Consider the following 12,818-nt stretch of genomic DNA (forward strand, 5'->3'; position numbering starts at 1 on the left):
CAGAGTCCACGTCTAGCCAGGCCCGTCGCTGGCCGCGGCCAGCAGCGGCACCAGCACATCGCTGATCGGGGTGTTCAGCCCGTGCTCGGCCCCCTTGCGGGCGATCACCCCGTTGCGGATGTCCCACTCCAACTCCCGGCCGGCCTCGCGGTCGGTCAGCATCGAGGTGGTGATGTCCTCGGGGGACTTGGCGAGCAGCCCGACGATGCCGTCGATCACGTCATCGCCCAGTTGTGCACCCGCTGCCCGCGCGACAGCCAGGCATTCGGCCAGATAGCGCCGTGCCAGGCCGTCGACGTCGTCGCGGCGGAACATGCCCGAGCGACGGCCGCTGAGCACCATGAACCCCACGACCGCGTTGACCAGAAGCTTGTGCCACGCCGCGCTGAGGAAATTCGGGTCGATCTCGACCGTGACGGCGCTGCCGGCGAACAGTGCCGACAGTGTCCGCGCCCCGTCGGTGTCGGGCAGCACGAGGCGGGCCCCGGTGCGCAACCGGACATAACCCTGCTCCGTCGGCTCCGCCGAAACCCACACCGCCGCAGGCACAACCGTCGATGACGGGCAGTAGCGGCCGACGCGCTCGACCTGTTCGACACCGTTCTGCAGCGCGCACACCACGGTGCGCTCGTCGCACAACTTCGCGAGCCATCCGGCCGACTGCTCGTTCTGGGTGTCCTTCACCGCCAGCAGCACTACGTCGACCGGTTCGGAGATGTCGGCCGGGTCGGTCAGCACCGGACCGGGCACCACGATCGGCTCGCCGTCGTCGGACCTGACCTCGATCGAGTCTCGCGGCGTCCGCCCGCACAGCGTCACCGGGTGGCCGGCCGCGTGCAGCAGAGCCGCGACCGTCGATCCGATCGCCCCGGGTCCGACGAGCGCGACGCGACTGGGCATGAACGCCAAACTACCGGCGGATTCGACCCCTCTACACTTGTGCAGTTGTCTTGTCAGGCGAATTCCAGGAGTTTCAGTGCTGCGCAGTCATGCCGCCGGATCGTTGCGGCCCGCCGACGCCGGTCAGAAGGTGACGTTGGCCGGGTGGGTGGCGCGTCGGCGCGACCACGGCGGCGTCATCTTCATCGATCTGCGCGACGCGTCCGGGGTGTCGCAGGTCGTGTTCCGTGAGGCCGGCGTCCTCGCGGCGGCGCACCGGCTGCGCGCCGAGTTCTGCATCGCGATCGACGGTGTGGTGGAGATCCGCCCCGAAGGTAACGCCAATCCCGAGATCGCGACCGGTGAGATCGAGGTCAACGCGACGTCGCTGACGGTGCTCGGGGAGAGCGCGCCGCTGCCGTTCCAGCTCGACGAGCAGGCCGGCGAGGAGGCGCGCCTGAAGTACCGCTACCTCGACCTGCGGCGCGACGGGCCCGGCCACGCGATCCGGCTGCGGTCCAAGGTGAACGCCGCCGCCCGCGAAGTACTGGAACGGCATGACTTCGTCGAGATCGAGACCCCGACGATGACGCGCTCGACCCCCGAGGGCGCGCGCGACTTCCTGGTACCCGCACGGCTGCAGCCCGGGTCGTTCTACGCGTTGCCGCAGAGCCCGCAGCTGTTCAAGCAGCTGCTGATGGTCGCAGGCATGGAGCGTTACTACCAGATCGCGCGCTGCTACCGCGACGAGGATTTCCGCGCCGACCGCCAACCCGAGTTCACCCAGCTCGACCTCGAGATGAGCTTCGTCGATTCCGAGGACGTCATCGCCGTCTCCGAGGAGATCGTCGCCGCGCTGTGGCGGTTGATCGGCTACGACGTGCCCCTTCCGCTGCCGCGGATCACCTACGCCGACGCGATGCGCCGGTTCGGCTCGGACAAGCCCGATCTGAGGTTCGGGCTCGAGCTCGTCGAATGCGCGGAGTTTTTCTCCGACACCCCGTTCCGCGTCTTCCAGGCACCGTACGTCGGGGCCGTCGTCATGCCCGGCGGCGCCTCCCAGCCCCGTCGCACGCTGGACGCCTGGCAGGAGTTCGCCAAACAGCGCGGGCACAAGGGGCTTGCCTATGTGCTCGTCGGCGAGGACGGCACGCTGAGCGGTCCGGTGGCCAAGAACTTGTCCGACGCCGAGCGCGACGGCCTCGCCGCGCACGTCGGCGCATCCCCGGGTGACTGCGTGTTCTTCTCGGCGGGTCCGGCAAAGAGTTCACGGGCGCTGCTCGGCGCGGTGCGCATCGAGATCGCCAAACGGCTCGACATGATCGACCCGAACGCATGGGCGTTCACCTGGGTGGTGGACCCGCCGCTGTTCGAGCCCGCCGACGAGGCGACGGCCCACGGTGACGTCGCGGTCGGCTCCGGCGCGTGGACCGCGGTGCACCACGCGTTCACCGCGCCCAAGCCGGAGTTCGAGGACCGCATCGACACCGATCCCGGCGCCGTGCTCGCCGACGCCTACGACGTGGTGTGCAACGGCAACGAGATCGGCGGTGGTTCGATCCGTATCCACCGCCGCGACATCCAGGAGCGGGTGTTCGCGGTGATGGGAATCGACAAGGCCGAAGCCGAGGAGAAGTTCGGATTCCTATTGGAGGCGTTCACTTTTGGCGCGCCGCCACACGGCGGTCTGGCGTTCGGGTGGGATCGCACCACCGCCCTGCTGGCCGGTGCGGACTCGATCCGCGAAGTGATCGCGTTCCCGAAGTCCGGTGGTGGTGTCGACCCGTTGACCGGCGCGCCCGCACCCATCACCGCGCAGCAACGCAAGGAATCCGGGATCGACGCCAAGCCGAAGACCGACTGATCCCAATCCGCGTCAGGTTCGGCGCGACTGAGGCTACGATCCGCGCGTGACAGGTGCGGCGCCATCAGGCACGCCCAGGCGGCGACGGGTCACCGTCGTGACGACGGTCGTGGCGGTGATGGCGGTCTATGTCGGATCGCTCCTCGGATATGCGTTGTTGGAGCCGCGGCCCCGCAACTTCGAATTCTCAGAGCCGTCGGTCACCGGTGAATCCGTCGTCATCATCCGCTTGCGGCAGATGGACGCGATCCAGAACCGGCTGGCGGTCGACGTTCTCATGCACCCGGGCCCCAACCTGCAGGAGTACGAGCCCGCCGATTTCACGGTCCGGTTGAGTTCATGGACCGCTTCGGGCGAGTTGATCTATGTGCACGGTGACCTGTCGGTCAGTGAATCGGCCACCCATCTCGTCGCGGTCGGCGACCCCGACGACTGGCCGTTCGACAAGTTCACCACCGACACCATCGGCGTGGAGGCCTTTGCGGGCTACGGTGCCGAACAACGCCGCATCCCGGCGGGAATCGTCGCGGCGGGGCAGATCAACGGGTGGGACTTTCGTGCCCAGAACGGCACCGTCGATTCGGCGCCGGACCCGATTCCGACCGTACGGTTCACGATGGAGCGCACCAGGGGAGCGCTCGCGTTCGACATCGGGGTGTTGCTGGTGCTGCTTGCGCTGCCTGCGGCGGCGTTGTTCGTGGCGATCGAGACGGTGCTTGGCCGCCGAAAGTTCCTGCCTCCGTTGACGACCTGGTTCGCGGCGATGTTGTTCGCGGTGGTGCCGCTTCGCAACCTGTTGCCCGGGGCGCCGCCGGCGGGTGCCTGGATCGACCTGGCGGTGGTCCTGTGGGTGCTGATCGCGCTGGCTGCGGCGATGGTGCTGTACGTCGTCGCGTGGTGGCGGCAAAAGGACTGATCAGCGCCGCCCGTCGCAGCCGGTGAGTTCGGCCGACGCGTCCCACAGTCGATGCGCCATCACCGGATCCACCGCTTTGGGCCGCAGCCTGGTGACCTTGGGCCTGCCGAGCTGATTGAACCGCGGCGCCAGATAGGTCCCGCTGGGCAGGTCCGTCGTCACCGCCTGCAAGGTGGCCCGGGCGCCCTGCGCGGGGGTGTGCATCAGGCGCCGGATCCGCTTGTGCTCGCCCATTCCGAGCGATCGTGTGATGTCGGTGTTGGTGGCGCCCGGGTCGGTGGCGTACGCGCGCACACCCCGATTGGCCAACTCGGCGACGAACAGCAGGTTGGCCAATTTGGATTCGCCGTAGGCGCTCCACTTCGAGTACTTGCGGCGGTGCCAGTTCAGGTCGTCCAGATGCAGACTGGCGAACAGATACGTCGCGCTGGCCACCGAGATCACCCGGTCGGTGATCCGGTCGGCCAGCAGCGACGTCAACGCGAAGTGGCCGAGATGGTTGATGCCGATGTGGGATTCGAAACCGTCGGCCGTGCGCGTCAGCGGCATGCCCATCACGCCGGCGTTGTTCACCAGCACGTCAACCGATTCGACGGAATCGGCGAACGCGCGCACGCTGGCCAGGTCGGCGAGGTCGAGGGCGGCCACCTCGACGTCGCCGATCTCGGCCGCCGCGAGACGCCCCTTGTCGACATCGCGACAGGCGATCAGCACGCTGTGGCCGTCGGCTGCGAGAGCCGCCGCCGTGGCCTTGCCGACACCGCTGTTACCGCCCGTCACGATCACCCGCATGGTCGTCGATTATGCGGATGCGGAATACGGGGGCGTCCGCCGGCACTTGGAGAGGGAGTGACCGAGATCTCCAACATCAAGGACTTCAACGCAGGCATCGTCGATGAGTTCCGCGCCAACGGCGGGAAGGTCGGCGGGCCGTTCGAGGGCGGAAACCTCCTGTTGCTGCACACCACCGGCGCGAAGTCAGGTCAACCGCGGGTGTCACCGCTGGCGTACCTCCGACTCGAGGACAGGATCTACATCGTCGGCTCCTACGCCGGTTCCGACAAAGATCCAGCGTGGGCGCACAACCTCCGGGCGAATCCGAAGGTCCACGTCGAAATCGGGACCACCGATTACGACGCCACCGCTCGGGAGCTGCCGCACCATGAGCGCGACGAGCTCTACCCGAAGCTGGTCGAGTATGCGCCGGTGTTCGCCGAGTACCAAGCGAAGACGAGCCGGGTCATCCCGGTCTTCGAGCTCGCCAGGGCGTGACTTCGGCGTAGTTGAGCGCGGTCAGCGCGACCAACTACACCCAAGTCGCCCGGTTCAGAGGCGCTCGACGATGGTGGCGTTGGCCATGCCGCCGCCCTCACACATCGTTTGCAGCGCATACCGTCCGCCGCGCTGTTCCAGTGCGTTGACGAGGGTGGTCATGATCCGAGCACCGGACGCACCGAGCGGGTGACCGATCGCGATCGCGCCGCCGTTGACGTTCGTCTTGGCGAGATCGGCTCCGGTGTCGTGCGCCCACGCCAGGACGACGGGCGCGAACGCCTCGTTGACCTCGAACAGGTCGATGTCGGCGAGGGTGAGCCCGGCGCGCTGCAGCACCTTCTCCGTTGCCGGGATGACACCGGTCAGCATGTAGAGCGGATCGGAGCCGACGACGGTCATCGAGTGGATCCGGGCGAGCGGACGCAGCCCCAGCCGCGCGGCCACCTCGCTGGTGGTGATCAGCACCGCGGCGCTGCCATCGGACAATGGCGACGAGTTGCCCGGGGTGATCTCCCAGCCGATCTGCGGGAACCGCTGCTCGTAGGCGGGGTTGTAGAACGCCGGCTTCAGCGCGGCGAGCGTGTCGACGGTCGTGCCCGGCCGAATGATCTCGTCGGTGGTGAGACCGGCGATCGGGATCAGTTCGTCGTCGAACCGGCCCTCCTTGGTCGCGGTCGCGGCCTTCTCATGGCTGCCCGCCGAGAACTCGTCGAGCTGTTGGCGCGACAGACCCCACTTCGCGGCGATCAACTCCGCGCTGATGCCCTGCGGCACAAGGCCTTCGGGGTAGCGCTGCGCCATCGCGCCGAACGGATCGCTGCCGGGCAGCACGCTGGAACCCATCGGCGCTCGCGACATCGACTCCACCCCGGCGGCGACAACGATGTCGTAGGCGCCCGAGATGACGCCCTGGGCGGCGAAGTGGATGGCCTGTTGGCTGCTGCCGCACTGTCGGTCGACCGTCGTACCCGGTACCGATTCGGGGAACCCCGCGCCGAGTAGCGCGTTGCGCGCAATGTTGACCGCTTGGTCGCCGACCTGGGTGACCGCCCCGGCGATGACGTCGTCGATCTGTACCGGGTCGATGCCGGTCCTGGCCACCAGTTCCTTGAGACTGTGCGCGAGCAGGTCAACGGGTAGCACATCGTGCAGCGCGCCGTTCTGCTTGCCCTTTCCGACCGGTGTGCGTACCGCTCCGACGATGACGGCGTCCCGACCTGAGAATCCGGACATTGCTGCCTCCTACCCTCCACGCTGAGTGAACTTATCTATACCCAGCTATACCAGCTAGGTATAGATAGAACAACTCAGGGGTAGGGTGAATTCCATGACAGTTCTGCAGGGGAGGCTGGCCGACCGGGACGCCTGGTCGGCGGTCGGGGAGTGCCCGATCGAGAAGACGATGGCGGTGCTGGGTACCAAATCGGCGATGCTCATCATGCGCGAGGCTTACTACGGCACCACCCGCTTCGAAGACTTCTGGCGCCGCGTCGGTATCACCAAAGCGGCCGCGGCGGCCCGACTTTCGGACCTGGTTGAGGCCGGTCTGCTGGAGCGGCAGCCCTATCAGGAGCCGGGCCAGCGCAGCCGCGATGAGTACGTGCTCACCGAGGCCGGCCGCGAGTTCATGCCGGTGGTCTGGGCGATGTTCGAGTGGGGCCGGCGCCATCTGCCCAACCGCACGCCGTTGCGCCTTGCGCACCGGGGGTGCGGCGTCGAGGCCACCGTCGAGATCCGGTGCGCCCACGGTCACCGCGTACCGCTGGAGGAACTGGCGGTGCGGCTGAAGGGGTGAGCCTCGATCGCCGGCACAGCGCACCGCGCCGTATCCCGGGCTGACCGGTTACCGTTCTGCACTGATGGCACTACCGGCACCGAACATCCCCGACGACCTGCTGGGCAGGTACCGCACCGCACGCATTCAGCAGGCGCTGTTCGACGTGCGACCGGGCGCGGGCAGCGGCTACGACGAGTTCGTCGGCGCCGCAGGCGAAATCCGTCCGGGTTGGCAGGACGTGGCCGACTGCGTCGCCGAGCGCGGCTGCCCCGGTCTGGCCCAGCTGCGTGACGCGGTGCGCAGCCTGGTCGACAACGACGGCATCACCTATGTCCAGGTCGACAGGCGCGGTTCGGTGGTCGGTCAGGCCGGCCCCCGCGGTCACGAGCCCACCGAACCGGGGCCGTGGCATCTCGACGCGCTGCCGCTTGTGATCTCGGCCGATGAGTGGAACGTGCTGGAATCTGGTCTGCTGCAGCGCTCCCGACTCCTGGACGCGGTCCTCACCGACCTGTACGGGCCTCAGCTGTCGATCACCAGCGGCGTGCTGCCGGCCCCGCTTGTCTTCGCCCATCCGGGCTACGTGCGGGCCGCGCGAGGCATCGACGTCCCCGGCCGCCACCAACTGTTCCTGCACGGCTGCGATGTCAGTCGCGTCGCCGACGGCGGCTTCCGTGTCAACGCCGACTGGACACAGGCGCCCTCGGGGGCGGGTTACGCGCTGGCGGACCGGCGCGTCGTCGCGCACGCCGTTCCCGACCTCTACGAAAGGATCGGCCCGCGACCGGCGTCCCCGTGGGCCCAGGCGCTGCGACTGGCGCTCATTGACGCCGCCCCCGAGTCGGCCGAGGAACCCACTGTGGTGGTGCTCAGCCCGGGCATCCACTCCGAGACAGCCTTCGACCAGGCCTACCTGGCCAGCGTGCTGGGCTTTCCGCTGGTGGAGAGCGCCGACTTGGTCGTGCGTGACGGCAAGCTGTGGATGCGCTCGATGGGAACGCTCAAGCGTGTCGACGTCGTGCTGCGCCGGGTGGACGCGGACTTCGTCGATCCGCTGGATCTGCGTTCGGACTCACGAATCGGTGTCGTCGGGCTCGTCGAGGCGCTTCGCCGCGGCACGGTAGCGGTCGTCAACACGTTGGGCAGCGGCGTCCTCGAAAGCCCCGGGCTGCAACGGTTTCTGCCCGAACTCTCGCAACGATTGCTCGGCGAGGCACCGATGCTCGATACCGCGACGATGTACTGGGGTGGCATCAGCACCGAACGCTCGCATCTTCTCGCCCACCTGTCGTCGCTGTTGATCAGACCGGTGGCCGGCGGCCGTGGGATCGTCGGCCCCGCCCTGTCGGCCGATCAGCGCAGGCAGCTCACCGAGTGCATCGAGGCCACACCGTGGCAGTGGGTCGGCCAGGAGCTGCCTCAGTTCTCCTCTGCACCAAGCGTTGTCGGCTCAGGTGGCCTGTCGGCGACCAATGTCGGTATGCGTCTGTTCACGGTCGCTCAGCGCGGTGGCTATGCGCCCATGATCGGCGGCGTCGGCTACGTGCTGGCACCGGGCGATGCGGCGTACACACTGAACACCGTTGCCGCCAAGGATGTCTGGGTTCGGGCACCGGAGCGGGTCACCGTGGAGCGGGTGCCGCCGGTCGAATTGTCCGCGGTCCGACCGAGCCCGACGCGCGCGGTGAGCTCGCCGCGCGTACTGGCCGACATGTTCTGGGTGGGACGCTACGCCGAACGCGCCGAGCACATGGCACGGCTGCTCACGGTGACCAGGGAGCGCTACCACGAATTTCATTACCGCCGGGACATGGACGGCAGCGAATGCGTGCCGGTGTTGCTGGCCGCGCTGGGCCACCAGACCGGTACCGACACCGGCGCCGACGGCGACGACGCGGAGATGGTCGCCACCGCACAGTCCACCCTGTGGTCGCTGACCGCGGACCGGTACCGCCCGGGATCGCTGGCGCAGTCCGTCGAACGCCTCGGACTGCTCACCCGCTCGGTGCGCGACCAGATGTCCAACGACACCTGGATGGTGCTGGCCGCTGTGGAACGGTCGCTGCTTCATCCACCAGCGTCGTCGGCCGGCCGTCCCGCCGACGAGCCGCCCGATTCGCAGGCCGAGGGCGAGGCGTTCCTCACCGCGACGGCCAGTCTGACCCTCGCGGGCATGCTGGCGCTGTCCGGTGTGGCGGCGGAGTCGATGATCCGCGATGTCAGCTGGACGATGATGGACATCGGCAAGCGCATCGAACGCGGCCTGAACCTCACCGCGCTGCTGAGTGCGACGCTCACCACCGCCCGTACTCCGGGCGCCGAGCAGGCCATCACCGAATCGACTCTGGTGGTGTGCGAGTCGTCAGTCATCTACCGGCGCCGGATGTTCGGAAAGGTCAGCATGTCCGCGGTCGCCGACCTGGTGCTGTTCGACGCCGACAACCCACGCTCGCTGGCCTACCAGCTGGAGCGGCTGCGCGCGGGCCTCAAGGCGTTGCCCGGGTCGTCGGGTTCGTCGCGACCCGAGCGGATGGTCGACGAGATCGCGACGCGGCTACGGCGACTCGACCCCGACGATCTCGAGGAGATCGTCGACGGCAGGCGGGTCGAGTTGGCTGAGCTGCTCGACGGAATGCACGCAGATCTCCGTGAACTGGCGACCGTGATCACGGCGACCCATCTGTCGCTGCCTGGAGGCATGCAACACCTGTGGGGCCCGGACGAGCGGAGGCTGATGCCGTGACCGCGTTCCCCGACGGCCCGACCTCGTCGGCGGCCAGCCGCACCTACCGCATCACGCACCGCACCGTGTACCGCTACGCCGCCGATGTCACCAGTTCCTACGGCCGTGGCTTCCTCGCCCCGCGGGACACGGCCCGTCAGCGCTGCCTGTCGCACGAGCTCGAGATCGATCCACCGGCCGCGGACAGCTCCACCAGCCGCGACGTCTACGGCAACATCAGCTCATACTTCCACGTGACCGAACGCCACCGGGCGCTGACGGTGACTAGCCGGTCGGTGGTCGAAGTCGACCCACCGCCCCCCACGCTGTACGGGGCCGGTTCGGCGCTGGCGCCGTGGGAGATCGCCCGCCCGGTCGGTGTGGACGCCGCGTTGGCGACCGAGTTCACCCTCGACCTGCAGCCGCCCGAGATCACGCCGGCCTTACGCGATTACGCGGCAGCCAGTTTCGAGCCGGAACGACCGTTGATCGACGCGCTGGAAGACCTGACGCACCGCATATATTCCGATTTCACCTACCGCTCGGGGTCGACGACGGTGTCCACTGCGGTCAGCCAGGTTTTGGCGGCACGCGAAGGGGTATGTCAGGACTTCGCACGGCTGGCCATCGCCTGCCTGCGCGCCAACGGGTTGGCCGCCAGTTATGTGTCGGGTTATCTGGCAACCGATCCGCCGCCCGGGAAGGAACGGATGATCGGTATCGATGCGACCCACGCGTGGGCCGCCGTGTGGACACCGCAGAACCAATGGCTGGGTCTGGATCCCACCAACGACCAGATGGTTGACGAGCGCTACATCACCGTCGGGTACGGCCGCGATTACGCCGACGTCCCGCCGTTGCGCGGCATCATCTACACCGAGTCGCAGAGCAGCGAGATCGACGTCTCCGTCGACGTCGAACCGTTCGAGGGGGGAGTGTTGCATGCGTGACTTCCTGTGCCCCAACTGCGGACAGCGCCTCGCCTTCGAGAACTCACTGTGCCTGTCGTGCGGGCGGCCGCTGGGTTTTTCGCTCGATGACATGGCGCTACTGGTCATCGCCACCGGCGACGAGCAGAACCACGCCGGCTTCGTCGACGGCGAGAAGTATCAGCTGTGCGCGAATATGCATCTGGCGGAATGCAACTGGCTGGTGGAGAAAGCCCCGGTCCACAAGCTGTGTGAGGCATGCACCCTCACCCGCACCCGGCCGCAGGATTCCGACACCAAGGCGCTCGCGGCGTTCGCCGACGCCGAGCGCGCCAAGCGGCGGTTATTGGCCGAACTGCACGAACTCAAGCTGCCGATCGTGGGCCGTGACGAAGACCCCGACTATGGCCTGGCCTTCGACCTGTTGTCGAGCGAACACCAGAAGGTGTTCACCGGTCACGAAAACGGTGTCATCACTTTGGATCTCGCCGAGGGCGACGACGTGCACCGCGAGCAGTTGCGCAAGGCGATGGACGAGCCGTATCGCACGCTGCTCGGCCACTTCCGCCACGAGGTCGGGCACTATTACTACTACCGCCTGGTCAGCGTGTCACCCGACTACGACGCCCGGTTCCGCGAGTTGTTCGGCGACCCCGACGCCGATTACCAAGCCGCTCTGGACCGCCATTACAACGACGGTCCACCCCCGAACTGGGAGGAGAGCTACGTCTCGTCCTATGCCACCATGCACCCGGCCGAGGACTGGGCGGAGACGTTCGCCCACTACCTGCACATCCGTGACACCCTCGATACCGCCGCCGCATTCGGGGTGGCGCCCGCGGCGGCGACGTTCGAGCGAAAGGTCCTGGGGCCGAGCAGCTTCGATGCGATCATCGAGATGTGGCTCCCGCTGTCGTGGGCGCTGAACATGCTCAACCGCTCGATGGGAAAGGAAGATCTCTACCCGTTCGTGCTGCCTGTGCCGGTGCTCGAGAAGATGCGGTTCATCCACACCGTCGTGGACGAGATCACCCAGACCTGAACTCGCGCTCCCCACACCTCCGCGAGCGGCCGTGTTTGCACACGACACGCCGCGACAATTTGACAGTTCGCGGTCGCTCGCACCGGTCGAGAGTCACCCCGACGTCGGACGCCCCGCCACACCCGCCGTCAACAACTCGCGCGCCTCGGCGCTGCCGTCGAGTTGTCGGGTCCGCCGCGCGACGATCGCCCATCGGCCGTCGCCGCGGCGCAACCGGAAGTGGTTGGCGCCCGCGCGCCACACCGCGAAACCGTCGTCGTGGCGCGTCACCAACAGCGACTCGCAGACCGCGACCGCGTCGTCGCCGTCCACCGTGACCACAGCAGGCCCCAAGAAGTGGCAGCATCCGCGACGGATCAAACCCTGGTGCGCATCGGAGCGGACCATCGCCGCGACCTCGCCACGGCTGGCCATGTGCCAACCCTCGACGTCGTAGCTGCCGTCGTCGGCCCAAAGGTCAGCCGTCGCATCAGCTTCGCCGGCATCCACCAGCGGACCGTAGGACGCGATCAGCCGTTCGATCGCGCGCTCCTCCTCGATGCGGGCAAGTCGCCGCTCAAGGTCCGCCAATTCGGTCATCGGGTTCCTTTCTCGCCCAGCAGCTTTTGCATGAACTCGTGCGTGCGCAGCACGACCTTGGGGCGGTCCGGGTCGTTGCGACGTGCGACATCCTCGGCGTTGCCGCCCGCGACGTAGACCGGCCCATTCGCCAACTGCTCCAGACCTTCTCGCGCCACATCGGCGGGATCGGCCACCCGCATACCGGGCACGTCGAAGTTCAGGCCCACCCGCTCCATGGCCGGTGTGCGGGTCACGCCCAGGACGAGTTCGAGCACATCGACGTCGTAGTCGCGCAGTTCGAGCCACAGGCTCTCGGCGAAGATCCGGCCGAACGCCTTCACCCCGCCGTAGACCGTGTGGCGCACGGAGCCCAGGTATCCCGCCATCGACCCCACCATCAGGATTCCGCCGCGGCGGCGGTCCCGCATCGGACGGCCGAAGTGCTGCACCATCGCGAGCATGGTGCCGACGTTAAGGTCAATCACCCGCTGAAAGTCGGCGAGGTCAGCGTCGAGGAAGTGCTCGCTGCAGGTGTTGGCCCCGGCGTTGTAGATCAGCAGACCGACCTCCAGTCCAGTGGTGACCGCGACGGTGCGCTCCAGCGCGTCGGGGGAGGTCAAGTCGACGGCGAGGGTACGCACCTCAACGCCGCTGCGGCGACAAGCCTCGGCCGTCTGCTCGAGCGGATCGAGCTTGCGTGCGATCAGCACGAGGTTGAACCCCGCGCTGGCAAGTTGGTGGGCGAACTGGGCGCCGACGCCTTCGGAGCCGCCGGCGATCACCGCCCAAGGTCCGTATCGGGACAGATCTGTCACGCCCCGCATTGTCGCCGACGCGCCTTGCTCATTGGGGG

At 67.8% G+C, this 12,818-nt stretch carries 12 protein-coding genes; 7 read left to right on the forward strand and 5 right to left on the reverse strand.

The features are described from left to right. Positions 1–12: 12 nt before the first annotated feature. The gene (locus AU192_RS08835; protein WP_064395401.1) at positions 13–900 is read right to left on the reverse strand and encodes an oxidoreductase; all 888 of its coding nucleotides are present in this window, start codon (positions 898–900) and stop codon (positions 13–15) included. A 76-nt stretch (positions 901–976) separates the two neighbouring features. Between AU192_RS08835 and aspS the strand changes: the two genes are divergently transcribed. Both aspS and AU192_RS08845 read left to right on the forward strand, forming a co-directional pair. Further along, positions 977–2,743 (forward strand): aspartate--tRNA ligase, encoded by a 1,767-nt coding sequence (gene aspS / locus AU192_RS08840; RefSeq protein WP_064395402.1) that lies wholly within the window; start codon positions 977–979, stop codon positions 2,741–2,743. Positions 2,744–2,789: 46 nt separating this feature from the next. Continuing rightward, a complete protein-coding gene (locus AU192_RS08845) occupies positions 2,790–3,659 on the forward strand; it encodes a DUF4436 family protein (protein ID WP_066809093.1) in 870 nt (289 codons plus the stop codon). On the opposite strand, the gene AU192_RS08850 is transcribed toward AU192_RS08845, so the two are convergent. Then, positions 3,660–4,451, reverse strand: coding sequence for an SDR family NAD(P)-dependent oxidoreductase (locus AU192_RS08850; RefSeq protein ID WP_064395403.1), 792 nt, complete (start codon positions 4,449–4,451; stop codon positions 3,660–3,662). 57 nt (positions 4,452–4,508) lie between these two features. On the opposite strand from AU192_RS08850, the gene AU192_RS08855 reads away from it, so the two are divergent. Continuing rightward, positions 4,509–4,931 (forward strand): nitroreductase family deazaflavin-dependent oxidoreductase, encoded by a 423-nt coding sequence (locus AU192_RS08855; protein ID WP_064395404.1) that lies wholly within the window; start codon positions 4,509–4,511, stop codon positions 4,929–4,931. A gap of 54 nt (positions 4,932–4,985) precedes the next feature. On the opposite strand, the gene AU192_RS08860 is transcribed toward AU192_RS08855, so the two are convergent. Continuing rightward, positions 4,986–6,167: a thiolase family protein gene (locus AU192_RS08860; protein WP_064395405.1), complete on the reverse strand. Its 1,182-nt coding sequence runs from the start codon at positions 6,165–6,167 to the stop codon at positions 4,986–4,988. Between the two features lie 94 nt (positions 6,168–6,261). Between AU192_RS08860 and AU192_RS08865 the strand changes: the two genes are divergently transcribed. The 4 genes from AU192_RS08865 to AU192_RS08880 all read left to right on the forward strand — a co-directional run bounded on the left by AU192_RS08865 (position 6,262) and on the right by AU192_RS08880 (position 11,404). After that, positions 6,262–6,729 (forward strand): winged helix-turn-helix transcriptional regulator, encoded by a 468-nt coding sequence (locus AU192_RS08865; RefSeq protein WP_064395406.1) that lies wholly within the window; start codon positions 6,262–6,264, stop codon positions 6,727–6,729. 64 nt (positions 6,730–6,793) lie between these two features. Beyond that, positions 6,794–9,454, forward strand: coding sequence for a circularly permuted type 2 ATP-grasp protein (locus AU192_RS08870; protein WP_064395407.1), 2,661 nt, complete (start codon positions 6,794–6,796; stop codon positions 9,452–9,454). Beyond that, positions 9,451–10,383 carry a transglutaminase family protein gene (locus tag AU192_RS08875; RefSeq protein WP_064395408.1) on the forward strand — a complete coding sequence of 311 codons (933 nt, stop codon included), beginning with the start codon at positions 9,451–9,453 and terminating at the stop codon, positions 10,381–10,383. The genes AU192_RS08870 and AU192_RS08875 overlap by 4 nt, the downstream gene beginning before the upstream one ends. Next, entirely contained in the window at positions 10,376–11,404 is a 1,029-nt protein-coding gene (locus AU192_RS08880) for a zinc-binding metallopeptidase family protein (RefSeq protein ID WP_064395409.1), read from the forward strand. Before AU192_RS08875 ends, AU192_RS08880 begins: the two co-directional genes overlap by 8 nt. A gap of 93 nt (positions 11,405–11,497) precedes the next feature. On the opposite strand, the gene AU192_RS08885 is transcribed toward AU192_RS08880, so the two are convergent. Both AU192_RS08885 and AU192_RS08890 read right to left on the reverse strand, forming a co-directional pair. Then, on the reverse strand, positions 11,498–11,983 hold the full coding sequence (locus tag AU192_RS08885) for a nuclear transport factor 2 family protein (protein WP_064395410.1): 486 nt from the start codon (positions 11,981–11,983) through the stop codon (positions 11,498–11,500). Then, positions 11,980–12,780 carry an SDR family NAD(P)-dependent oxidoreductase gene (locus AU192_RS08890; protein ID WP_064395624.1) on the reverse strand — a complete coding sequence of 267 codons (801 nt, stop codon included), beginning with the start codon at positions 12,778–12,780 and terminating at the stop codon, positions 11,980–11,982. The genes AU192_RS08885 and AU192_RS08890 overlap by 4 nt, the downstream gene beginning before the upstream one ends. Positions 12,781–12,818: the final 38 nt, after the last annotated feature.

The sequence above is a fragment of the Mycobacterium lehmannii genome (assembly GCF_001499925.1).
Lineage (GTDB): Bacteria > Actinomycetota > Actinomycetes > Mycobacteriales > Mycobacteriaceae > Mycobacterium > Mycobacterium lehmannii.